The 22,433-nt window shown below is 62.0% G+C and carries 19 protein-coding genes; 8 read left to right on the top strand and 11 right to left on the bottom strand.

Annotated features, from left to right (window positions below; all coding sequences use genetic code 11):
* Positions 1-87 precede the first annotated feature (87 nt).
* Complete coding sequence (locus tag NCR98_RS30870) at positions 88-1,917, bottom strand: ABC transporter transmembrane domain-containing protein (RefSeq protein ID WP_250528232.1); 1,830 nt, start codon at positions 1,915-1,917, stop codon at positions 88-90.
* A gap of 62 nt (positions 1,918-1,979) precedes the next feature.
* Complete coding sequence (locus tag NCR98_RS30865; RefSeq protein ID WP_244831447.1) at positions 1,980-2,426, bottom strand: SRPBCC family protein; 447 nt, start codon at positions 2,424-2,426, stop codon at positions 1,980-1,982.
* A 172-nt stretch (positions 2,427-2,598) separates the two neighbouring features.
* On the opposite strand from NCR98_RS30865, the gene NCR98_RS30860 reads away from it, so the two are divergent.
* The gene (locus NCR98_RS30860) at positions 2,599-3,225 is read left to right on the top strand and encodes a dihydrofolate reductase family protein (protein ID WP_250528231.1); all 627 of its coding nucleotides are present in this window, start codon (positions 2,599-2,601) and stop codon (positions 3,223-3,225) included.
* Positions 3,226-3,236: 11 nt separating this feature from the next.
* Here the strand turns inward: NCR98_RS30860 and NCR98_RS30855 are convergent, their stop codons facing one another.
* The gene (locus NCR98_RS30855; RefSeq protein ID WP_244831449.1) at positions 3,237-4,529 is read right to left on the bottom strand and encodes a sugar efflux transporter; all 1,293 of its coding nucleotides are present in this window, start codon (positions 4,527-4,529) and stop codon (positions 3,237-3,239) included.
* Positions 4,530-4,803: 274 nt separating this feature from the next.
* Here NCR98_RS30855 and NCR98_RS30850 point away from each other — a divergent pair, with 274 nt between their 5' ends.
* Complete coding sequence (locus NCR98_RS30850; RefSeq protein ID WP_250528230.1) at positions 4,804-6,309, top strand: esterase-like activity of phytase family protein; 1,506 nt, start codon at positions 4,804-4,806, stop codon at positions 6,307-6,309.
* Between the two features lie 162 nt (positions 6,310-6,471).
* Here the strand turns inward: NCR98_RS30850 and NCR98_RS30845 are convergent, their stop codons facing one another.
* Positions 6,472-7,095 (bottom strand): FMN-dependent NADH-azoreductase, encoded by a 624-nt coding sequence (locus NCR98_RS30845; RefSeq protein WP_250528229.1) that lies wholly within the window; start codon positions 7,093-7,095, stop codon positions 6,472-6,474.
* 324 nt (positions 7,096-7,419) lie between these two features.
* Between NCR98_RS30845 and NCR98_RS30840 the strand changes: the two genes are divergently transcribed.
* From NCR98_RS30840 to NCR98_RS30830, 3 genes are all read left to right on the top strand, one after another.
* On the top strand, positions 7,420-8,214 hold the full coding sequence (locus tag NCR98_RS30840) for an ABC transporter substrate-binding protein (RefSeq protein ID WP_244831452.1): 795 nt from the start codon (positions 7,420-7,422) through the stop codon (positions 8,212-8,214).
* 216 nt (positions 8,215-8,430) lie between these two features.
* Entirely contained in the window at positions 8,431-9,888 is a 1,458-nt protein-coding gene (locus NCR98_RS30835; RefSeq protein ID WP_244831453.1) for an amino acid permease, read from the top strand.
* 121 nt (positions 9,889-10,009) lie between these two features.
* On the top strand, positions 10,010-10,147 hold the full coding sequence (locus NCR98_RS30830) for a hypothetical protein (RefSeq protein WP_250469552.1): 138 nt from the start codon (positions 10,010-10,012) through the stop codon (positions 10,145-10,147).
* Between the two features lie 28 nt (positions 10,148-10,175).
* Here NCR98_RS30830 and NCR98_RS30825 read toward each other — a convergent pair whose 3' ends face one another.
* The 3 genes from NCR98_RS30825 to NCR98_RS30815 all read right to left on the bottom strand — a co-directional run bounded on the left by NCR98_RS30825 (position 10,176) and on the right by NCR98_RS30815 (position 13,486).
* On the bottom strand, positions 10,176-11,306 hold the full coding sequence (locus NCR98_RS30825) for a branched-chain amino acid ABC transporter substrate-binding protein (protein ID WP_250528247.1): 1,131 nt from the start codon (positions 11,304-11,306) through the stop codon (positions 10,176-10,178).
* 141 nt (positions 11,307-11,447) lie between these two features.
* On the bottom strand, positions 11,448-12,797 hold the full coding sequence (locus NCR98_RS30820; protein ID WP_250528228.1) for an amidase: 1,350 nt from the start codon (positions 12,795-12,797) through the stop codon (positions 11,448-11,450).
* 5 nt (positions 12,798-12,802) lie between these two features.
* Positions 12,803-13,486 carry a DUF2848 domain-containing protein gene (locus NCR98_RS30815; RefSeq protein ID WP_250469554.1) on the bottom strand — a complete coding sequence of 228 codons (684 nt, stop codon included), beginning with the start codon at positions 13,484-13,486 and terminating at the stop codon, positions 12,803-12,805.
* Positions 13,487-13,648: 162 nt separating this feature from the next.
* Here NCR98_RS30815 and NCR98_RS30810 point away from each other — a divergent pair, with 162 nt between their 5' ends.
* Together NCR98_RS30810 and NCR98_RS30805 are read left to right on the top strand one after the other, a co-directional pair.
* The gene (locus NCR98_RS30810) at positions 13,649-14,611 is read left to right on the top strand and encodes a LysR family transcriptional regulator (protein ID WP_244831457.1); all 963 of its coding nucleotides are present in this window, start codon (positions 13,649-13,651) and stop codon (positions 14,609-14,611) included.
* A gap of 14 nt (positions 14,612-14,625) precedes the next feature.
* On the top strand, positions 14,626-15,159 hold the full coding sequence (locus NCR98_RS30805) for an ureidoglycolate lyase (protein WP_250528227.1): 534 nt from the start codon (positions 14,626-14,628) through the stop codon (positions 15,157-15,159).
* 12 nt (positions 15,160-15,171) lie between these two features.
* Here NCR98_RS30805 and NCR98_RS30800 read toward each other — a convergent pair whose 3' ends face one another.
* On the bottom strand, positions 15,172-15,606 hold the full coding sequence (locus tag NCR98_RS30800) for a response regulator (protein ID WP_250528226.1): 435 nt from the start codon (positions 15,604-15,606) through the stop codon (positions 15,172-15,174).
* 428 nt (positions 15,607-16,034) lie between these two features.
* The gene (argG, locus tag NCR98_RS30795) at positions 16,035-17,384 is read right to left on the bottom strand and encodes an argininosuccinate synthase (protein ID WP_250511280.1); all 1,350 of its coding nucleotides are present in this window, start codon (positions 17,382-17,384) and stop codon (positions 16,035-16,037) included.
* A 242-nt stretch (positions 17,385-17,626) separates the two neighbouring features.
* Between argG and NCR98_RS30790 the strand changes: the two genes are divergently transcribed.
* Positions 17,627-18,571 (top strand): oxidoreductase, encoded by a 945-nt coding sequence (locus tag NCR98_RS30790; RefSeq protein ID WP_250528225.1) that lies wholly within the window; start codon positions 17,627-17,629, stop codon positions 18,569-18,571.
* Positions 18,572-18,573: 2 nt separating this feature from the next.
* On the opposite strand, the gene NCR98_RS30785 is transcribed toward NCR98_RS30790, so the two are convergent.
* On the bottom strand, positions 18,574-19,752 hold the full coding sequence (locus NCR98_RS30785) for a YbfB/YjiJ family MFS transporter (protein WP_250528246.1): 1,179 nt from the start codon (positions 19,750-19,752) through the stop codon (positions 18,574-18,576).
* Positions 19,753-19,964: 212 nt separating this feature from the next.
* Entirely contained in the window at positions 19,965-22,358 is a 2,394-nt protein-coding gene (locus NCR98_RS30780) for a polysaccharide biosynthesis tyrosine autokinase (RefSeq protein ID WP_244831469.1), read from the bottom strand.
* Positions 22,359-22,433: the final 75 nt, after the last annotated feature.

Here is a 22,433-nt window from a genome sequence, read left to right as displayed (position 1 = left end):
GATGCCGTCATGCGCCAAGTTGCAGCGCTGTAGCGGGAGCCGTTTCACTGCGTGTGCGCGTAGCAAGCGACGGCTGTCATGCGAAGCTCAAGCCGAAGCCTCATGCCCACGAGCAATTCCGGCAACCCCCATCTGATCCCCGAACTGCAACGCAGCCAACTGCGCATAAAGCGGCGAACTCAAGAGCAGCTCCGCATGACGACCCTGCGCGACAATACGCCCCTGTTCCAGCACGACGATGCGATCGGCCTGCTGAACCGTCGCAAGCCGATGCGCAATGACGAGCGTCGTGCGGTTGTGCGCCGCGTTGTCCAGCGCCTTTTGCACGAGCCGTTCGCTGGCGGCATCGAGGGCACTGGTGGCTTCATCGAGCAGCAGGATGGGCGGGTTCTTCAAAATCGCGCGGGCAATCGCAATACGCTGACGCTGACCGCCTGACAATCGCACGCCGCGTTCGCCGAGAAACGTGTCGTAGCCTTCAGGCAGCTCCTCGATAAACCCGGCCGCGGCGGCCATGTCGGCGGCGCGCTGCACTTGCGCGAGCGCGGCGTCCGGCGAGCCGTAGCGGATGTTGTCGATCACGCTGCCAGAAAAGATCACCGATTCCTGCAGCACCACGCCAATCTCCTTGCGCAATTCGACGAGCGGCACATCGCGCGTCGGCACGCCGTTGATCAGAATGCGGCCTGACTGAGGATCGTAGAAACGCAGCAGCAGTTGAAACAGCGTGGATTTTCCCGCGCCGGATGGCCCGACCAACGCGACATGCTCGCCCGGACGAACTTGCAGCGAAAGCCCCGAAAGCGCGGCAATACCCGGCCGCGACGGATACGAGAACCCGATATTCTCGAAGCGGATGCCCTCGCCTCGCGCGGGCAGCGTGACCGTGCTCTCGGCCTCCACGACCGGCGAGCGTGCGGCGAGCAATTGCAGCAAGCGTTCGGTGGCGCCCGCGGCGCGTTGCAGATCGCCCCATACCTCGGCGACCGCGCCCACGGCGCCCGCCGTAAACACTGCGTAGAGAATGAACTGGGACAACTGGCCCGCCGTCATGCGACCGGCGAGCACTGCCTGCGCGCCTAGCCACAGCACGAAGACGATTGCGCTGAACACCAGCACGATCACCACGGCCGTCAACCAGGCGCGAGCGCGAATGCGCGTGAGCGCGGTCTCGAAAGCGGCTTCCACCGCGCCGGCATATCGTTTCGTCTCGAAAGGCTCTTGCGTGTACGACTGCACGGTCGGCATCGCGTTGAGCACCTCGCCTGCCAGCGCGCTCGTGTTCGCGATCTTGTCCTGGCTCGCGCGCGAGAGTTTCCGCACGCGCCGCCCGAAGATCACGACAGGCGCGACCACGATGACGAGCGTCGCGATGATGTACGCGGATAGCATCGGGCTCGTGACCGCGAGCATCGCCACGCCGCCGGTCAGAAGGAAGAAATTGCGCAGCCCGAGCGACAGGCTCGTACCCACCACCGTTTGAATCAGCGTGGTGTCGGCGGTGAGTCGCGACAGCACTTCGCCAGTCTGTGTGGTTTCGAAGAACTGCGGGCTCATCCGCAGCATGTGGTCGTACACGGCTCGACGCAAATCGGCCGTTACGCGCTCCCCCAGCGAGGAGACGAGATAGAAGCGCAGCGCCGTCGCGGCCGCCAGCACCAGCGAGACGACCAGGAGCGCCAGAAAATATCGATCGATATGCGTCCGGTCGCCCTCGGCGAAGCCACGATCGATGAGGTATTTGAACGCGACCGGCAACACCAGCGTCGCGCCCGCCGATGTCACCAGCGCAAGGAAAGCGAGCGCCCAGCGTCCGGCATACGGACGCAGGAACGGAGACAAAGCGAAGAGCTGTGCGACACCGGAGGAAGAACGCGCAGACGATGAAGACGACGAAGACCTGACAGGGTCGGACATGTAAATTCCCGAGCGGGAGCTGAGATCCACTCGATTGTGCCAGCCCCGCCAGTTCCGCGAGTTCAGCCGGAGATCTCGGGCTCGACCAAGTGCGCCAGTTGCAGCAGCGACTCTTGCCAGCCGAGATAGCACAACTCCGCCGGAATGACCTCGGGTATGCCTTCTTGCACGATGGTAACTTCGGTCCCGCACGACACCTGCCGCAACGAAACGGTGACGCGCATTTCGCCGGGAAGGTTGGCATCGTCGAAACGGTCCGAGTAGCGGATCTTTTCGAACGGTTTCAGTTCGAGGTACTCGCCGCCGAAGGACTGGCTTTGGCCTGTGCGGAAGTTGTGAAACGACATCTTGTGAGTGCCGCCCTCCCGCGCATCCATGTGATGGACCTGACAAATTAACCCGTACGGCGGAAGCCACCTTGCGATGGCATGGGGTTCCAGGAATGCGCGGTAGATGCGTTCGGGCGGCGCGCGCAAGACGCGGTGAAGATTGACGGTTCCGGTAGCCATGACATTCGCCTCGCTTTGAGAAGTTGGACACACTGCTACGACGATGCATCGTCGCTGAATTCGACAGCTTCGGGATCAGGGATAACCCCTGAACGAGCGCCGTGTCGATTCATCCGCGAATCGTTCGTCGTCTATATACGGACCGATCGCGTCTGCCTACCAAGAGGACATCATGCGCAAGCTCATCGTTTCCACGTTCATCAGCATGGATGGCGTCATTCAGGCGCCTGGCGGCCCAGAAGAAGATCGCAGCGGCGGGTTTCGCTTCGGCGGCTGGATCGTGCCTTTTGCCGAAAAAGCCATCGGCGACAACTTGCAGGATCTGCTCTCACGGCCGTTCGACTTGCTGCTAGGCCGCTGCACTTACGACATCTTCGCGTCGTACTGGCCACACGTTCCGGCCGATTCGCCCAATCGCGCGATGGCCAACCTGTTCGACAAAGTGCCCAAGCACGTAACGACGCATCGCGCGGAATCGCTCGGCTGGCACAACAGCCAAGCGCTCGAAGGCGATCTAGCCGATGCAACCCGCGCGCTCTTGCATCAGGAGGGCGCCGATTTGTTGACATTCGGTAGCGGCGACATGGTGCGCCAGTTGCTCGCGGCGGGCCTCGTGGACGAGCTTCGTCTACTGACTTATCCCGTCTTGCTGGGACGCGGCAAGCGTTTGTTCGCCAACGACGCGCTGCCGTCCGCGTTCACGCTGGCGCAATCGGTGAGCACGCCAGGCGGCGTGCTGGTGACACGCTATGTGCGCGATGGCGAGGTCCGCACGGGATCGTTCGACAAAGCGGAATGACACGACAGACGCTAGGCCGCTTGCCGCCGCGCTCTCACCCACGCAATCATCCGCAATGCGATCAACTTGAACGGTGGATTGGAGAACAGCACGAGCGCGCCGAGTGTCAGGCATCCGCAAATAAGGAACGTGCCGCGATAACCAAGCGCGGCCACGAGCACGCCGGACAGCACGCCCGAGAGAATGGAACCCACGCGCGACGCATTGAAGAAGAGCGCCGTCGCGGCGCCTGGCGTGCGCGGCATCAGGTCCTGAATATAGGTCATGCCGAGACACGACGTCACCGAGACCACGAACGCATTGAACGCCTGCATCGGAATCAGGAACTGAACGCTTTGCGAAGCGGCGACCGCGATGAAGTACACCACATGCACGGCCGCGCACGAGGCGAGCCAGCGCTGCTTGTTAAGGCGCGAGCCACGCGCGCCGAGTACGAGCATCATCGGGATTTCGAGCAACGCGCCGAGGCCGAGCATGACGGACACGTCGATACGCGAGCCATGCATGCCATGCACGACGTAGAGCGGCAGAACAATCATCGTGGCACTCGCGGCGAGTCCGATAAGCGTGAGCGCAATGGTCGCGCGCCAGATCTCGGCGCGCGTGTGCGGCGCGCCTTCATGCGGCGCGATCACTTCCTCGGTCTCAGGCGTCGTGACTTCGAGCAATGACGATGGATCGCCCGCGTAATGCGCGGGGGCGCTGTGCGGGTCGCCCTTGGGGGAGTCATGCATCCGCCAGACTATGGCCCCGCACGCCGCGAAGCACGCCGCCGCAAACAAAAAGAGTCCGTAGAAGCCCGCGCCTGCCAATACGAGCGCGCCGACGGACGGCCCGAATACCCAGGCCATGGAAAGCACGGTGCGCAGCGTGGCGAGCGCGAACGAGCGCTCCGCTGCGTCATCGACGGGCAATGCCGAGCGCGCGAACGAGAACACCAGCGACATGGCCGAGCCACCGGCCCCGAGAAACGCGATGCCGACCACGACGAGCGAGACGAAGTTGCGCAGGAAGCACATCAGCAAGAAGCCGATTGCCGATGCGATCAGCGCACCAAGCAGCAACTCTCGATGATGCCCATGCTTGTCCGACCACTTGCCTGCCAACGCGCTGGCGACCACGCCGCTTGCCGCGATGACCGTCATGAAGACGCCGAGTTGCAGCGGCGTCATGTCGGCCTGCTCGACGCTGAACAGCGACAAGTACGGCGCGGTGAAAGAGAGCGCAACGCCGAGCATCAAAATGGCGCCGGCTAGCGGCAAGAAAAACGGGATACGTGCAAGACTGATAAAGCGAGTATTCATTTCGTCTCTGATCGAACGGTGTCGCGACACACAAAGGCCACCGCGAATTATGCGCCGCTCGCGCGACAAGCGTATCCCGAACCCTTCGCGAACATTCGCCTCGCCTGCTCGACAGTCACACGAACGTCATCTTTCGATCGTAATAATGCGCGGCGGGTTTTTATGTCGTTGCAAGCTGCGCGCCGGTCGCCAGCTATCCGCACTCTTTCGCGCGCGTTAGGAGTTTCCATTTACGACGCGCGCCATTCAGATCATTCCATCGAAGGAGACGTTCATGGTTCGAGCCCGTGTCTTTGCCTTGTCGCTTGCCGTATCCGCGATGTCCATCGCCTGCACGTCCGCGTGGGCGAGCGTCGATCTCGTCGCGATCGGCCAGTTGAGCGGCAACATCGGCGACCGTTCGAAAGCGACGGCCGCGCCGCTCGAAAACGGCGCGCCGGGCAACCTTCTCGGCGGCGTCGGCTCGGGACTCGCGTATGCGGGATGCGATACCTTCCTCGCCGTGCCCGACCGCGGCCCGAACGCGATCTCCTATAACAAGGCTATCGACGATACGGCGTCCTACATCAATCGCTTCCAGACCTTCTCGTTGCGTCTCGAAGCCGGCGGCAAGGGCAGCAAGCTGCCGTATTCGCTGAGCCCGAAGCTGCTCGACACGACCTTGCTGCACAGCCATGAGCCGCTCGTCTATGGCGATGGCGCGGCAGCCGGCGTCGGCAATGGCGCGCCTGCGCTGAACGCCACCAATCACACGCACTATTTCACCGGGCGCTCGGACAACTTCACGCCGACGCAGCCGTCCACGTATCCGCGCGATGCGCGTCTGGACCCGGAAAGCATTCGCGTGGCGCGCGATGGCGCGAGCGTCTTCATCTCCGATGAGTACGGTCCGTATATCTATCGTTTCGATCGTCGCACGGGCGAGCGGATCGCCGTGTATCGTGTGCCGGCCTCGTTCGCCGTGACGACGCTATCGTCCATCGGCAACGATGAGATCAGCGAGAACACCTCGGGCCGCGTGGCGAACAAGGGCATGGAAGGTCTCGCCATTTCACCCGATGGCGATACGCTCTTCGGCGTGATGCAAAGCCCGCTGATTCAGGACGGCGGCACGAACGGCCCGTACACGCGAATCCTGCGCATCGACGTGCGTACCGGCAAGACCACGCAGTTTGCATATCCGTTGACCAACATCGGCACGGACGCGAAGCCGAACTATCCCACCATCAGCGACATCGTCGCCGTGAACGAGCATGAATTGCTGCTCGACGAACGCGACGGCAAAGGTCTCGGCGACGATTCGAAGGCCGCGTTCAAACGCGTGTACCACGTCGATTTGAATGGCGCGCAGGACGTGAGCCAGGCAAGCGGCGCGAGCGGCCTCGCGCCCTACGCGTTGAACAAGACGCTCTTCCTCGATGTCGTCGCGGCCTTGACGGCCTATGGCTTCGCGCCGACGGACATTCCCGCCAAGCTCGAAAGCCTCGCGTTCGGGCCGGATATCCGCGTGAAGGGCGCGGTCAGGCACACGCTCTTCATCGCTAACGACAACGACTTCGTGGGTACGGTCACGGATACCAATCATCCGAACGGGATCGACAATCCGAACCGGTTCTTCGTATTTGCCATGGATTCGGCGGATCTGCCGGGATATGTGGCGCAGCGCTTGCCCGCAGCGGGTGGCCGCGACGATCGCGCATGCCGGGACGATCACGACGGTCACGATCACGAGCACGACGAGCACGATGACGACGGTCATGGCCACGGTCACGGCGACTGATCGAAGTCGCACGATCTTGTCCACAGTTTCAGTGGACAAGATCGTGGATAACTCGCTCGCGAAAGACGTATCGCGTTGAAGTGAAACGCTTTTTCGCTCGTGTCGCGCAAACGTGCCGTTCGGCTCATTTCTGCCGCGTATTCAAGCGCCGCGTCTTAGCGCTCACAGGCTCAGGGCAAGCTCCCGTGCCTTCTCGCTCGCTTCATTGCGCGATGCATGGTCCTGCTCGGGACCCGCCAGGGTCTTCTCGACGGTGACGACGCGCACATCGGTAATGCCGACCATGCGCGACCACATCTTCAAATAGTCCGACTGGAAATCGTATTCCTCCGGCGGAAAGTCCCCTCCAAGCTGAACACCGCGCGCGGCGATGGTCACGACCGTCTTTCCGCCGAGCAGGCCGTTCAAGCCGTTTTCGTCGAAAGTAAAGAGCACGTCCTTCTGCGAGATGACATCGATCAGATGCTTCAGGCGATACGGAATGCCGAAATTCCACATCGGCACGCTGAAGACGATCACGTCGGCCTTCGTGAACCGTTCGGCGAGCGCGTGCACGGTCCGCCATGCGGATGCCTGAGCGGCATCGAGCTCACGGCCCTGGATGCCCGCGTATTTTGCTTCGAGTATCGGGCCATCGAACGTGGGCAGATCGGTTTCCCATACGTTCAGTTCATCGACGCTTCCATCTGGATGGCGCTCCTTCCATGCATCGGTGAACGCCCGGGCCACTTGCTGCGAAGCGGAACGCCCGGCACGGGGCGAACCAATCACATGAAGAAGATGCATAAGTCCTCGCGAAGGTAAGTTGGAACGAGCCGCGCGCCTGGGCTTGTGCGTCGGGACGCACGGGCAACGATTAAAAGCCAACGGCGCAGCAAAAACGATGCCGTTTCAGACGGGCGTTTTCCGTCCGATCGACCGGATCGGGTAGCGCAAATGCAGAACGTAAGCGTGAAGGCCGTCCTACCGGCAAGCCGCAACCCGACCCGCATTAATACTTTTCCAGATTGTTTTCCTGCTTAAATCGAGTGCTGCCGCGCCGGTTTGTCCATGCGTTTCCTATGCTTAAATCCGGCGAAGCGAACCTCAACCCCTTTAAGAGATCAAGCAATGAGGAATGTAACGTCGATCGCCTCTTTCAAGGCTGCTGTCCTGCTCGCCGCGACGCTCGGTGCCGGCGCCGCATCGGCGGCCGGAACGGTTCACTACGGGCTGGAAGCGCAGTATGCGCCGTTCGAGTTCAAGTCGGCATCGGGCGAACTGCAGGGTCTCGACGTCGATATCGGCAATGCGGTCTGCGCCGAACTCAAGATGAAATGCGAATGGACCGAGAGTTCGTTCGACGGAATCATCCCCGCGTTGCAGGCGCGCAAATTCGACGTCATCAATTCGGCGATGAACGTCACGGAGAAGCGTCGACAGATCATCGACTTCACCAACATCATCTACAAGGTGCCGACGCAACTCGTGGCGAAAGCGGGCATCGGCCTCATGCCGACACCTGAATCGCTCAAAGGCAAGAACATCGGCGTGTTGCAGGGATCCACTCAAGAGACTTACGCAAAGGCGAAGTGGGCCAATAACGGCGTGACCGTCACGACCTATCAGGACCAGAACCAGATCTATACGGACCTCAAGTCCGGCCGTATCGACGGCACGCTGGTGCTTTCCGCCGCCGGGCAATCCGGCTTCCTGTCGAAACCGGATGGCGCGGGCTACGCCTTCGCGGGCGGCCCGGTGAACGACGACGCGATCCTCGGCAGCGGCATTGCGTTCGGTGTGCGCAAGGACGACGGCGCGTTGAAGGAGCGCCTGAACAAGGCTATCGCCAAACTGCAGGCGAACGGCACGGTCAAGACGCTGGCAAGGAAATATCTCGGCGATATCGACGTCTCTCCGAAGTAAATCCATCGCTTGTGGCAATCCGCGAACGCCGGGCCTTGCGTGCGGCGGGCGCGGGAAATCCATTGGTCGACTTTATTATTTTCGGTCTACACTGAATTCATCGCCTATCCACCGATTAACCCATCAACTCCTCAGCAGGCGCGTTTGTAGTCCTCCGCGAGCCGAAGCATGCCGAGTCGGTCCGTGCCCAACATCATTTGAACGGGACGACTCATCATGGCCGATACGAGTTACATGGCGCGCAAATCCGTCGCCGATATCGTGGGAAGCGCGGACGCGGAAGGCAGTCACCTATCGAAAACCCTCGGCGCCACGAGCATTACGGCAATGGGTATCGGCGCGATCATCGGCGCTGGCATCTTCGTGCTGACGGGCACCGCCGCCGCGCAATTCGCGGGGCCGAGCATCATGCTGTCGTTCGTTTTGGGCGGCATTGCATGCGCGTTCGTGGGTCTGTGCTATTCGGAACTGGCGGCCATGCTGCCTGTATGCGGCAGTAGTTATACCTACACGTATGCCACGCTCGGCGAGATTTTCGCGTGGATCATCGGCTGGGATCTGATCCTCGAATATGCGATGGGTGCGGCGACGGTGGCGGTCGGCTGGTCGGGCTATATCGTGAGCCTCTTGCATAACGTGGGCGTCACGATTCCGCCTGCGCTCGCGGCCGCACCCGGCACCGTCATCAAGCTCGCCGACGGAAGCACCGTAACGGGCGTCATCAATTTGCCGGCGGTGTTCATCATCGGCGTGCTGACCACGCTGCTCGTGCTCGGAACGAAGGAATCCGCACGGCTCAACAACATCATGGTGGCGGTCAAGCTGGTCGTCGTGGTGGCCTTCATCGCGCTCGGCATCTTCTTCGTGAAGCCGGCGAACTGGCATCCGTTCATTCCGCCGAACACGGGCGAATTCGGCAACTTCGGCATGAGCGGCATCTTGCGCGGCTCCGCCGTGGTGTTCTTCGCGTTCATCGGTTTCGATGCCGTCTCCACTGCCGCGCAAGAAGCGAAGAAACCGCAGCGCGACATGCCTATCGGCATTCTCGGATCGCTCGTCATCTGCACGGTGCTTTACATCCTCGTTGCGGGCGTGCTCACCGGGCTCGTGCCTTACGGCGAACTCAACGTGCCCGATCCCATCGCGAAGGGCGTGGATGCCATCGGCATGAACTGGTTCTCCATTCTCATCAAGATCGGCGCGCTGACGGGTTTGACCACGGTGATTCTCGTGCTGCTCTACGGACAAAGCCGCATCTTCTTCACGATGTCGACCGACGGCCTGCTTCCGGGGCTTTTTGCGCGGGTGCATCCGCGGCTCAAGACGCCGCATTTGAGCCAGATTCTCATTGGTTCGATCGTGGCGATCGTCGCGGCGCTCACGCCCATCAGCGTGCTTGGCGAGATGGTCAGTATCGGCACCTTGTTCGCGTTCATTCTCGTGTGCGGCGCGGTGATCTATCTGCGGCGCAGCGATTCCGGCGCCAATCGCCCGTTCAGGGTTCCGGGCGTGCCCATCGTCCCGATTCTGGGCATCCTCTTTTGCCTCCTGCTAATGTCCGGCTTGCCGCTCGTCACGTGGGTTCGGCTCGTGGTTTGGCTCGTCATCGGCATGGTGATCTATGTGTCGTATGGCCGGAAACATTCGAAACTGCGTTTCCCGGAACGGCAATGAACGCTTGAGGGCGCGTCGCGCGGTATCTCAATATTTCTCACATGCACGTGAAATATGCTCGTTTTGCGACGACACCGGGCCGGCTTAGACTGGGATGTCAATCATCCCAGGAGCATTTCTCATGAGCGTGTCTTTATATGAGTTGTCCTCGGTCGCGGTCATACTCGGTGTCGTCGGCTTGATGCTGGTCAGGGCGTTCGCGGCTTCGCATACGGATAGCGTCGATGTTTTCAGGAAGACGGACGCGGAGAAACGTTAGTTTTTCCAAGGCCGCGTGATGCAGACGGTCAGTTGTGAATGACGTCCGCGACGATCTTCTTGTTGTCCTTGAACTGATACACGGTGATCGCCGCAGTGGTCAGATCGCCATGCGGATCGAAGGCGATATTGCCCGTCACGCCGTCATAGCGAGTTGCGGGCATCGCGGCCAGAATCTTCGCGCGGTCGGTGGAGTTCGCGCGTTTCATTGCATCGACGATCACATAGACCGAGTCATACGCGAACGGCGCATACGCGTTGATCGGCGTCTTGAAGCGTTCCACATAGCGCTTTTCGAATTCCGCCCCACGCGGCATGCGTGCAAGCGGCAAGCCCGCTTCGGAGCAGACCAGATTGACGATGGCATCGCCCGCAAGCGAACTCATCTTGTCCGTGCATGCGCCATCGCCTGCCAGTACGCGCGCGTTGATGCCCAGATTGGCCGCCTGCTTGACGAGCGGACCAGCCGTTGCATCCGATCCGCCGTACATGATGACGTCCGGCTTCAAACCTTTAACCTTGGTCAGGATCGCACGAAAATCGGTGGCTTTGTCGCTGGTCGCTTCGTGCGTCACGATAGCGCCGCCGCCCGATGACACCGCCTTCGAGAATTGTTCGGCAAGCCCTTGCCCGTAAGCGGTCGAGTCGTCGATCACGGCCACGCGCCGTGCTTTCAGCGTGTTGGTGGCAAAGCGTGCGAGCGCGGGACCTTGCATGGCATCCGTCGCCACGAGACGAAACGCCGTCTTGTAGCCCTGCAGCGTATAAGCTGGATTGGTGGACGCGGGCGTGACCTGCACGACGCCCGCTTCGCTATAGATGCGCGATGCCGGAATCGACACGCCCGAGTTGATGTCGCCGACTACCGCGACCACGCCATCATCGACCAGCTTCTGCGCGATCTGCGTTCCGGTGCGCGGGTCGGCCGCGTCGTCTTGCGAATCGAGTTGCAGCGTTACGTTCTTGCCGCCGATGACGAGATGCCGCGCGTTGATTTCATCGACAGCCAAGCGCGCCGCATTCTCGCTGTCCTTGCCGATGTTGGCGAGCTGGCCGGTCAACGGCGCGGCATGACCGATCAGCACGACCGCATCGGCGGCATGCGCGGCAAGCGGAGCGAACGATGCACAGACAGCAAGCGTCGCGGACAACGGATACATAGCGCGTGGTTTCATGGTTGGACCTCTTTGATCTTGGATATCGGGTTGGCAACAAGGGGTTAGCAACAAGGTGAACGCAGTATTCGGTGGCCGATATACGTTGTCCAACGAGTAATTCCTGTCGCCCGCGATAAGAATTCGTTAAGCGTTCGAGCGCATTTGCCTGAAGCGCGCCTCGACGCCGCGACCGATTGCGAGAACGGCGGCATCGGCGAATGCGGGACCGACAATCGACATTCCCACCGGCAATTCGCCCTCGCGATGACACGGCAATGTGAGCGCGCAGCCATCGAGCAAATTGACGATGCCTGGATTGCGCAGGGTCTTCGCATTGACCGCGAAGAAGTGTTCGTCGTCATGTTCGAGCGCTTCCAGAAACGGTGCAACGATGGCGACGGTCGGCATGAGCCATGCATCGAAGGGCGCGAGCCGTCGTCGTGCGCCGCGAATGAAACGCTCGCGCGCGGCCATTAGATCGATGTAATCCGCCGCCAGAAAACGCTCTCCCCGACGCAGGCGCGCGAGCACGCGCGGGTCGTACCGATGCCCTTCCCGAGCCACGAGATGCCGATGCCACGCCCACGCCTGCGATGCCGTGATGCCCGGTTGAGGCGCATGTTCGAGCACGTCGCGCAGCTCCGGAAAGTCGATTGACTCGATAGTCGCGCCCGCCGTCCGCAATGCATCGAGGGCGCGTTCGAACGCCGCGCGCACGGCATCCTCTGCGTCATCGACGACATCGGCATAGGTCACGCACAAGCGCAGCGTATCGAGCGGGCGCGCCGTGGTATCGGGCGTCTCGGCGGACAGAATGGCGTCGGCCGCCGCGCAGCAATCGACGCTGTTCGCAATCGCGCCGACCGAATCGAATGCGCTTGCGAGCGGCAATACGCCGTCGAGCGGCACTCGACGCGCGGTCGGCTTGAACGCCGTGAGGCCGCAGAATGCCGCCGGAATGCGCAAGGAGCCGCCCGTATCCGTGCCGAGCGCCCACGCCACGTGTGAGCGCGCAACGGAGACCGCCGCGCCCGAACTCGATCCGCCCGCTACCCGACGCGCATCATGCGGATTGCGCGGCGTGCCGTGATGCGGATTCAGCCCGAGCCCCGAATACGCGAACTCGCTCATGTTGGTCCGGCCGACGAAGACCGCGCCCGCATCGCGCAGACGCGAGACCGCGACGCTATCGCGCGTGGCCGGTTCAGCGCCTTGCAGCACGCGCGAGCCGGCGGCGGTGACTTCGCCCTTCACATCGAACAGGTCCTTGATGGAGACGGGAACGCCCGCGAGCGACGACGGTACGTAGTCGCGCAGACGCAAGGCATCGCTCGTCATGGCGGCCGCGTGCGACGACTCGCGATCCACGCTCACATAGGTGCTCGGGTCTACGTGGGTATCGCGCTGGATCGCTTCGAACGAGGCGTCGACGAGACTCGACGCCGTGGCTTGTCCCGTTGCGAGCGCGTGCTGAATGGTGCTGATGGTCGGCATGGCCGTCACTCCACGTGCGCGAGCGCATTCACGCCATAACGATGAACCAGCGTGCGCCGCAAGACCGGATCGTGCAGTTCGATCTCGAAGCTCCACGCGGGCAGCAGTGCGCCGAGCAGTGCTTGCGTGCCGCAATAAAGCACCGTGCCGGAAGGTAACGAACGCGTGTGCCCGAGCCCGGTCAACAGAATGGCCGGCGGCAGCAATCGAGCAAGCGAGCCTTCCTGATAGAGCACGCGCTCGCCATGCGGATCGATACGCCAGCTTCGCGCAATCAGCTGGTCCCAATGGGCAGCGACATCGTCGTAGCGCCAGAGCGTCGCGCCGAGCGGCTTCGCGCACATCTGCTTGGAAACGGCCACGTCGTAGCTTTCTGCCTTGCGGTCCGTATGGTCCGAGCCGACGCCGACCAGCAGACCATGGCTCGCGTCCGACACGAGCACGGCCTCCACCTCGCCCGAAGAATTGCCGCCGACGACATCGATCCGTTCGTCCACGGTCAGCAGCGACGCCGCGACTTCGTAGAAGCATGGCGTCGTGGCCGGGCGCTTTACGCCCAGCGCGGCAAGTTCGGCGATATGGTGCTCGACTTCAGCGCTGTCGCGCCCCGCCCAGCCGGCGATGATGAGCCGTGCGGGACTGAACGCGAATCGCGGTCCATCTTCGATGACGAATGAAATGGCTGACATGTGAGCTTCGAGATAAGGATGACGACGCCCACAGTGTTCGCGTCGAGCGCGTGCCGTGTCCAACAAATAAAACTTGAGGCAAGTGCGGAGAATTTCTTGTCGTTCGACGCTTATTGCGGCGCTACACTGGGCCGTCCGATACGACTCGCCCTGGCATCCACCATGAACGTCCGCTTTCTCGAGACCTTCGTCTGGCTCGCGCGCTTGCGTAGCTTCCGGCTGACCGCCGAGCGCATGCACGCCACGCAAGCCGCGATTTCGAGCCGCATTTCAGCGCTCGAACTCGAACTCGGCGTGAAGCTCTTCGAGCGCGGTCCGCGTGAGGTCACGCTGACTCAGGACGGCACCAAGGCGCTCGCCTTCGCCGAACAGATCGTGCAGATCAACCGCGCGATGGTCGAGAGCGTGGGCGACCGGCGCAACATCGCGGGCATGTTGCGGCTCGGCGCAATCGAATCGGTCGTGCATACATGGCTGCCCGAATTGCTCAAGCGGGTGCGCGAAGAGTACCCGCGTCTCACGCTCGAATTGACGAGCGACACATCCGCGAATTTGTCGGCTCAAGTTGCGCACGGTCATTTGGATGCCGCGTTGCTAAGCACGCCGATTAACGGTGCCGATGTCGGCAACGCATTGCTTGGCAGCTTGCCCATGTGCTGGGTCGCGAGCCCGGCGCTGGGCTTGTCCGACGAGACGCTCTCGGAGAGCGAGCTTGCCGCGTTTCAGATCGTGAGTTTCGCGCGGCACTCGCAGCCGCACGCCTTTCTCGTCGATCTGTTCGCGGCGGCCGGCGAGAACCAGGTGCAGATCAATTGTCTTTCGTCCGCTGCGGCGATCAGCCGGCTCGTCGTCGATGGCTTTGGCATTGCAGCCGTGCCTGCCGCCTTCGTGATGCGCGAAATCGAAAGCGGGCAATTGCAGACGCTGCGTGTCGCGCACCACGTGCCTGGCCTGCCGCTCGTCGTGTCGTATCGGCGCAGCGCGGACAGCCTGTTGCCCGAGTCTATCGCCCGGCTTGCACGCGCGATCATGCTGGATTACAGCCTGAAGCACGGACCGCGCTTCGCGCTCGTGCCGGAAACCGCTGACGATATTGCCGCCGGCTTTGCCCGTACCTCGCCCTGAACACTTAGAGACTTATGCCGAACGTCCTTGATATCGAACCGCTCGATCCACTCGCCTGCGCGCCCTACGGCGTGATGCTCGGCACGCCCGCGCTCTCCGACGATCCCGCCACCTACCTGAGCCCCGCGTCCGACTACTGGCGCACGCATCTCTTCGCGCCCGGTGACGATCAGCCTGCGGAGATTCTCTGGGTGATCTATCGCAAGCAGCCTGCGACGGTGGCGCGACTCGAAGCGCATCTTCTGACGCAGCAGGCTATCGTGCCGCTGACCGGGCCGATTGTTCAGATCGTTGCTGTATCGAATGCCGAAGGGTTGCCCGATCCGGCAACGCTGCGCGCGTTCGAGATTGCGCCGGGCACCGGACTGTGCATGCATCCGCGCACGTGGCACGCGACGAGAGTGGAACAGCCGGAAGTGACGTGCCTCATGTTGACGCGCCCGTCCACCACGCGCGATTTAACGGCCCATCTGATTCAGGGCAAAAGTCTGGTTGAATCGAGCATTGCGCAAATACCGCTGTACGAACTGTCTGATCGCGCAGATTAGCAGTCGCTGCACTCACCCTTCGACGATGTCTTCAAGAAGCGCAACAAGGTTGAGCTCACTGTCTCCGCGTCTGAAGTAGCCGTCGAATGCATCGAGCGATCCGCGCAGGCGTAATTCCGCTTCGTCGTAACCGGTCATTGCGATGATGCCCAGATCGCTAGTCGCGCCGATACTCCGAATCACGGACGCGACCGCGAATCCGTCGAATTCGGGCATATTGATATCGAGCAAAATGACGTGCGGCATCCAATCTTGCAATATCTCGATTGCCTCCACGCCGCTGAAAGCGGTTCTTACGTGGAAACCGTCGGCGTCGAGAAGCGCACTCGTGGCGCACGCGCCGTGTTGATTGTCATCGACAACCAATACTCGCGCCTTTTGCGCACTGGTATGCACCTTCCTGGTCGAGAGCCGCCCGGCGATGGCGTTTTCCTGCGATCGGATCATGCATGCGCTCCGGCGTGAGAATCTCTCCGATAATGACGAACGCCTCGCTCATTGTCTATTTGTTTGCGATTATGGATTTAAGCGGAATGATTCGGAAGTTTCATTTCGCGTGTAACTCTTCCCGTTATTTGAAGCCACTTTCTCGATGGCGCGCGCCGCAACCGAAAATCACGCGAATAGTGCATGTTTTGATTTAGCTAAAGACTTGGCGAGAAAGCGCGCCTTCATAAGAAAACCGCATGACACGCTGACCCGTAAAATCGATTTTTTCGAAACGGGATTTTACGGCTGGAGGTTTTTACTGGCGCTCGAATGCATGCGGATGCTTTAATTCGCGCGGCTGATCGCAAACACGCGCGGCGGCGGAACGCCAAATCAAAAAAAAGCGGGAGCCAGATTTTCACCTGGCTCCCGCGCATTCTTACGCGTTACTCCTTGGAACCCGCCTTCGATGGCTCATCCAGTTGCGGAAGAGCCGAGGTATCGCCCGGCGTCAGAAGGCCGACTTGCGCATACACGCGAAGCTTCTCGCGCGTGTCGTCGATATCCAGGTTACGCATGGTCAACTGGCCGATCCGGTCGCGCGGCGAGAACGTCGACTGCACCTTTTCCATGGACAGGCGTTCCGGTTGATACGTCAGATTCGGCGACTTCGTGCTCATGATCGAGTAGTCGTTGCCACGGCGAAGCTCGATGGTCACTTCGCCCGTCACGGCGCGCGCCACCCAGCGCTGCGCGGCTTCACGCAGCATGATGGCCTGCGAATCGAACCAGCGGCCTTGATAAAGCAGGCGTCCGAGCCGGCGGCCGCTTTCGCGATACTGCTCGATCGTGTCTTCGTTATGGATACCCGTCACGAGCCGCTCATACGCGATCTGCAAGAGCGCAAGTCCGGGCGCCTCGTAAATGCCACGGCTCTTAGCCTCGATGATGCGGTTTTCGATCTGATCGCTCATGCCGAGCCCGTGACGCCCGCCGATTCGGTTTGCCTCCAGCAGCAGCGCGACTTGATCGCCGAATTCGACGCCGTTAAGCGCGGTGGGCACGCCTTCGTGGAAACGCACGGTGACGGTCTCGCGCGCGATCTGCACGTCGTCACGCCAGAACGCCACGCCCATGATCGGCTTGACGATCTGCATGCCGCTTTCGAGGCTTTCCAGATCCTTGGCTTCGTGCGTTGCACCGAGCAGGTTCGAATCGGTCGAATAAGCCTTTTCCGCCGACATCTTGTAGTCGAACCCTGCCTTGCGCATGAATTCGGACATCTCCGCGCGGCCGCCCAGTTCGTCGATGAAGGTCTGGTCGAGCCACGGCTTGTAGATCTTGAGATCCGGATTCACCAGCAGCCCATAACGATAAAAGCGCTCGATGTCGTTGCCTTTATACGTGCTGCCGTCGCCCCAGATATTCACGCCGTCCTGCTTCATCGCGGCGACGAGCATGGTGCCCGTCACGGCGCGCCCGAGCGGCGTCGTATTGAAGTAGGTCACGCCCGCGGTGGAAATATGGAACGCACCGGATTGCAGCGCCGCGATGCCCTCGGCGACGAGCTGCGCGCGGCAGTCGATCAGGCGGGCGTTTTCCGCGCCGTATTGCATGGCGCGGCGCGGGATTTCCTCGTAGTCGTCCTCGTCGGGCTGGCCCAGATTGGCCGTGTATGCAAACGGAACTGCGCCTTTGAGACGCATCCAGTGCAACGCGGCGCTGGTATCCAAACCGCCGGAAAATGCAATTCCGACGCGTTGCTGAACGGGGAGGCTTTCGAGAATCGTGGTCATTTGAGGGTTACCTGGATTACCTGGACAAGCGCCGACATATTACCTGACGCGGGGGCCCACGCCCGCAGCGGGGCCCGATCTGGACAGCGAAAAAGCGAAGTAGCGATTGTCGGCGATTCGCCCGCCGTTGTCGAATCGCCGAAAATTGGCGTCCGATGCGGCGATCGCTCGGGCCTCTTTGCCGCGCGCCGTGCACCGCGCATGGCATAGTGACCGCTGTTCGCACTGAAACCCGCACGCACATGAGCAAACCCTGGAGTATCGATGACATCGCGTCGCAGACGGGCCGCCGGGTCATCGTCACCGGCGCGAATAGCGGCATCGGCTATCACACCGCCGCCGTGCTGGCCCGGCACGGCGCCGAAGTGGTACTCGCATGCCGCAATCCGCAGCGCGGCGCACAAGCGCTCGCGCGGCTGCAACGGGAAGTGCCCGACGCGCGCGTGCAATTCGATCAACTCGAACTCGCGGATCTTTCCTCGGTGCGCGCTTTCGCCGACCGTCAGCTCGCTTTACGCAAGCCGCTCGACATCCTCGTCAACAATGCGGGCGTCATGGCGCCGCCGCGCCGCGCCGAAACCGCCGATGGCTTCGAGCTTCAGTTCGGCACCAACGTGCTCGGGCACTTCGCGCTGACCGGCCTGCTCCTGCCCGCAATCGAAATGGCGGCGGAAAGCGCGTCCGAGCGCCCGCGCATCGTCACGATTGCATCCATCGCGCACAAGACGGGACGGCTCGATTTCGACGATCTCCAGGCAACGCGTCACTATTCGCCGATGTCGTCGTACCGCCAGTCCAAGCTCGCCAACCTCATGTTCGCGTTCGAACTCGACCGTCATTTGCGTGCGGCGGGATCGCGCGTGATGTCGGTGGCCGCGCATCCGGGCGTAGCCAACACGAACCTGTTTCGCGACGATCGGTCGGCTGTGAGCCGGGCGGCGCGCACCGTGTTGAGCGGGTTTATCGGCGCGTTATTGAACAGCGATCTGAGCGGCGCGCTGCCAACGCTGTATGCAGCGACCGCGCCCGATGTCGTCGATGGCGGTTACTACGGACCGCTCGGGTTATTCGAAGCACGCGGCGACACCGTGGGACCGGCGAAGGTTGCATCGCAGGCACTCGATAAAGACGCGGCCAAACGCCTGTGGGAAGTATGCGAGGTGTTGACGGCGAAGGCGTTCGAGTGAGGTTATCGCGCCATCGCGCTTTGCAACGGCTTCTGACATGCAGCGAGAATTGCACCGAGGACGAGCAGCATCGCCGAGTAGAGCATGCCGCGTTCGAGCCCCGCGCCGTCCGATACCCATCCGATCACAATAGGCCCGACGATCTGCCCGAGCGCGAACACGATGGTGAACGCGCTGATTCCCCTCGCCCACTGATCGGCCGGCAAGTTGTGCCGCACGAACGCTGTCGTTGCCGCGACCGCGGACAAGAAAGTTGCGCCGAATAAGAGACCCGAAGCGAAAGCCGCCACGGGATGCATGAAGAGCGCGGGCACGAGCGTGGCGATACCCAATAGCGCGTTGAGCACCGCAAGCGCCTGGCCGCCGCGCATGCGGTCGAGCAGCCCGGACCACAGACGCGCCGAAACCACGGTGGCGACGCCGAGCAAGACATAGAAGCTCGTGATGACAGTCGCGCTCATCGAGGCGTTGCGAAGCAGCGCGACGATGAACGTCATGTAGCCGATGTATCCAACGCCGAAGAGCGTGTATCCCGCAAGCACGAGCCACATGCGCGACACTGCCACCGTTGCGCTCGGAGGCGCCGCATTCGCTTCGGCACCGCGCGCAACTCTCGCATGATTCGATTCGATCTTGCGCGCCGCCACGATCGCCCCGGCTGAACAGAGCGCGCAGACTGCGGCGAGCGCGAACCACGCGTATTGCCATCCATGCACACGCGGCGCCACCGTGAAAGGCACGAGCACCGCCGACGCAAGGATGCCCCAGCCCGTGCCTCCGTAATACAAGCCGAGCAAGAGCCCGGCCCCGCGCGTGGAAAGCGATGCAAGCCGCGCCGCCAGCACGCCGCCGCTGATGAAGATGAGCGCGCTGCCGCAGCCGGTGGCAACGCGCAGGAACAGCAGCAGCCAGGTCGAGAACGCGAGGCCGCTTGCGGCCATTAACAACGTCGTTGAAGCGCAGCCTGCGAGAAGCAGTGCGGAGGGCGGCCATCGGCGGGACATGCGTGGAAAAGCCAGCGCGCCGAGCAAGTAGCCGAATGCATTGGCGGTGTTCATCGCGCCTGCTTGCGCGAAGCTCCAGCCGAGGTCGAGCTTCATCGCGGGCAACAACAGCGCGTAGGAAAAGCGGGCCAGCCCCAGCGCGATCGCGCTTCCCAAGGACAACGCAACGGCCAGCATGAGCGCGCGCCCGTGTTCGAAGTGTTCTTCCGTGGACGAAGACTCGTGCCTCGATTGCCGGTCTACCGCTCGTTTTATCTGCGACGTCACTCTCGTTTCCTTGGCGCGTTTTGCGTGACGTTATCACAGCGTTCCCGCCAATGCGAAAGGCGCCCCCTATGGGGGGCCTTTCGCAAGACCAGTGATGAGCAGGGCGTTCGCCCCGCCCTTCCTTAACGCGTGGCCGTCGTGAAGCCGTACTCTTCGCGCGCGCCGTAACGTCCCGGCGCAAAGCCGTTGAACACGTGACCGCCGATCTTCGCGCCGACGTTGCGCAGGCGGCGCAGCGTCTCTTCCAGTTGGCGTGCGCCAGTGAGATCGGCACGCGACACGAGCAGCACGAGATCGCAGTTCTGCATCGCGATGGATTGCGCGTCGCCAACGGGCAGCACCGGCGGCGAATCGATCACGATGTAGTCGTAGATACCACGCACCATCGCCAGCATTTCCTGGAAGGCCGGGCGTCCAAGCAGCTCTGCCGGGTTCTCCGGATAAAGCGCGCCTGCGTCCATCATCGAAAGGCCGCTCGTGCCAATCCGCACGATGGCATCTTCGACGCGTGCCGAACCTTCGAGCACTTCGGCAAGGCCCGGACCCGTGCGTCCGTCGACGAGATGACGCAGCCGGCCCTGACGCATGTCCGCATCGATCAAGAGCACCGAAGCCTGCGTCTCGGCGAGCAGATAAGCGAAGTTCGACGACACAAAGCTCTTGCCCACACCTTGCGTCGGTCCCGTGAAGAGGATGATCTTGCCCTCGTGGTTGTCTGCATCGACCACATAGCCCGAGTTCATCACGCTCATGTTCATCGAAGGCATGGCGCTCAACGTGGACATGGGGTTCATCGGCGCGGTCGGGTTCATCGGGTTCCAGCTATTGAGCGCGGGATGAGCCGTCATCGGCACGCCGTTCAGCATTGCACGAACGCTGCTGCGCAAGGAGCGCAATGCTTCGATGCTCGGGTCGGTCGGGCTCGTCATGGCAAGCAGCTTGGCCGGTGCGGCGTTGTGCGTCAGTGCGCGAACGTCCTGGCGCAATTGCGCTGCGGAGCGGGCAACCACGGCGAGGCGCGGGATTTCCGAGAAGCTGTCGATCTCTTCGGGGCTGCGCAATTCGCGGCGATTCAACGCGATCAGATAGATCGCCACCGTGCTCACGAACAAGCCACCGAAGATGGAACCGAGCAACACGATCCACGCGCGCGGCCACGATTGCTTCTCGGGCGCGAGCGCCCAGTCCACCACGGCCACGCCCGGCGGCGTGCTGGCGGCAGCGACTTCGAGCTGCTGCGCGTTGGTCAGCACGCTCGTGTAAAGCTGCGTGGTGACGGCGACATCGCGTGCGAGTTCGACGTACTGACGTTGCACGGTCGGCAGGTTCGCCGCCGTCTTGGCCGTCTCGGCAATCTCGTGCTTCACCTGATTCAATTGCGTGAGCGCGCTCTGATAGTTCTCGTTTTCCGGACGGAACTTGTGCTGCGCGGCATCCAGCGCGAGCGACAACGTGGTCTGCTGCTCTTCGAGACGGCTCATGCGGGTAATGAGCGCGGTATTCTGCTGCGCCATGTCCACGGTGCCCGTCTGCGTGCGAAATGCGTTCAGGCGGCTTTCGGCGGTTTCGAGATCCTGCTTGAGGCCAGGCAGGCGCTTCTTCAGGAAGTCGAGGCTCGTCTGGGCTTGCGCGGCGCGGCGTTCGACATCGCGTTCCTGATACGTCTTGACGATGGCGTTGACCATCGCTTGCGCGTCGAACGGCGACTCGGCCTGATAGCTCAGATGGATCAGCGACGGATCATGCAGCGACGAATCGCGCGGCGGAATCGACGTACGCATGCGCAGCAACACGTTTTCGAGCGTCATTTGCTGCGAGTAACGCGTGATCTCGAAGCTCACGCCGGGACGTGCACGCAAGGTGTCGATACGCACTTCTGCAGGCGCCTGGCCGTCGACGGTCGAGACCTGGAACGGCACGAGTTCGCCGACGCGGCCCTTGGCGAGCTGCTTGTCGTCCTTGTCGAAGAGTGTCCACTGACCATCCTTGTCGGCGACCACGTGGAATTTGTTGCGATAAGCCGCGCTCGGAATGTTGAAGACGCCGGCCTTCATGCGCTCGCCGCCCCATGCGTAGGAATCGAGACCGAACGGTGCAGGCGCGAGTTCGCGGTCGCCTGCATGACGCGAGGCGTACCAGCGGCCGATCAGCGGAAAGTGACTTTCGGTTTCGACGACGACATCCGCGCCGGTCTGCGTGATGGCGCTGGTGACGACCGAGCGCGAGGTCAGGACATCGCTTTCATCGCTCGCGGAGGCGTCTGCCGCCATCGAGCCGGAGACGTCGTTCAGCGAGCTGATCGACGTGCCCGCCTTGGTGCTCTGCACGCGCAAGAGCGCTTCGGCGCGATATTGCGGCGTGGCGAGCAGGACGTAGAGCACGCCAGCGGCGCAACATACGCCAGTTACCGTACCCAGCAGAGTCTTGTGACGCACGACACTGCGCCAGAGGTCCACGACGCCATCGCCCCGTTGCGAAGCCGCCGTCATTTCGGGCTGCATATTATATGTAAGCATTTTATATCCCAACCAAGAAAACAAAAGTCGTGACGTCAGTGGCAAGGTCCGCCGTCAAACCTAACGTTATGTGAT

Source organism: Caballeronia sp. GAWG2-1, from assembly GCF_023631405.1.
In the GTDB taxonomy this organism is placed as follows: Bacteria; Pseudomonadota; Gammaproteobacteria; order Burkholderiales; family Burkholderiaceae; genus Caballeronia.
This window is presented reverse-complemented; position numbering and strand designations above follow the sequence as displayed.

What these genes read in the sequence shown, in the direction of transcription:
- NCR98_RS30830 (WP_250469552.1), top strand. Translation starts at nt 10,010, where the DNA reads ATGAGCGTGTCTTTATATGAGTTGTCCTCGGTCGCGGTCATACTCGGT.
- NCR98_RS30810 (WP_244831457.1), top strand. Translation starts at nt 13,649, where the DNA reads ATGAACGTCCGCTTTCTCGAGACCTTCGTCTGGCTCGCGCGCTTGCGT.
- NCR98_RS30850 (WP_250528230.1), top strand. Translation starts at nt 4,804, where the DNA reads ATGGTTCGAGCCCGTGTCTTTGCCTTGTCGCTTGCCGTATCCGCGATG.
- NCR98_RS30855 (WP_244831449.1), bottom strand. Translation starts at nt 4,529, where the DNA reads ATGAATACTCGCTTTATCAGTCTTGCACGTATCCCGTTTTTCTTGCCG.
- NCR98_RS30840 (WP_244831452.1), top strand. Translation starts at nt 7,420, where the DNA reads ATGAGGAATGTAACGTCGATCGCCTCTTTCAAGGCTGCTGTCCTGCTC.
- NCR98_RS30800 (WP_250528226.1), bottom strand. Translation starts at nt 15,606, where the DNA reads ATGATCCGATCGCAGGAAAACGCCATCGCCGGGCGGCTCTCGACCAGG.
- NCR98_RS30805 (WP_250528227.1), top strand. Translation starts at nt 14,626, where the DNA reads ATGCCGAACGTCCTTGATATCGAACCGCTCGATCCACTCGCCTGCGCG.
- NCR98_RS30835 (WP_244831453.1), top strand. Translation starts at nt 8,431, where the DNA reads ATGGCCGATACGAGTTACATGGCGCGCAAATCCGTCGCCGATATCGTG.
- NCR98_RS30865 (WP_244831447.1), bottom strand. Translation starts at nt 2,426, where the DNA reads ATGGCTACCGGAACCGTCAATCTTCACCGCGTCTTGCGCGCGCCGCCC.
- NCR98_RS30785 (WP_250528246.1), bottom strand. Translation starts at nt 19,752, where the DNA reads ATGCTGGCCGTTGCGTTGTCCTTGGGAAGCGCGATCGCGCTGGGGCTG.
- NCR98_RS30825 (WP_250528247.1), bottom strand. Translation starts at nt 11,306, where the DNA reads ATGTATCCGTTGTCCGCGACGCTTGCTGTCTGTGCATCGTTCGCTCCG.
- NCR98_RS30815 (WP_250469554.1), bottom strand. Translation starts at nt 13,486, where the DNA reads ATGTCAGCCATTTCATTCGTCATCGAAGATGGACCGCGATTCGCGTTC.
- NCR98_RS30845 (WP_250528229.1), bottom strand. Translation starts at nt 7,095, where the DNA reads ATGCATCTTCTTCATGTGATTGGTTCGCCCCGTGCCGGGCGTTCCGCT.
- argG (WP_250511280.1), bottom strand. Translation starts at nt 17,384, where the DNA reads ATGACCACGATTCTCGAAAGCCTCCCCGTTCAGCAACGCGTCGGAATT.
- NCR98_RS30780 (WP_244831469.1), bottom strand. Translation starts at nt 22,358, where the DNA reads ATGCTTACATATAATATGCAGCCCGAAATGACGGCGGCTTCGCAACGG.
- NCR98_RS30790 (WP_250528225.1), top strand. Translation starts at nt 17,627, where the DNA reads ATGAGCAAACCCTGGAGTATCGATGACATCGCGTCGCAGACGGGCCGC.
- NCR98_RS30870 (WP_250528232.1), bottom strand. Translation starts at nt 1,917, where the DNA reads ATGTCCGACCCTGTCAGGTCTTCGTCGTCTTCATCGTCTGCGCGTTCT.
- NCR98_RS30860 (WP_250528231.1), top strand. Translation starts at nt 2,599, where the DNA reads ATGCGCAAGCTCATCGTTTCCACGTTCATCAGCATGGATGGCGTCATT.
- NCR98_RS30820 (WP_250528228.1), bottom strand. Translation starts at nt 12,797, where the DNA reads ATGCCGACCATCAGCACCATTCAGCACGCGCTCGCAACGGGACAAGCC.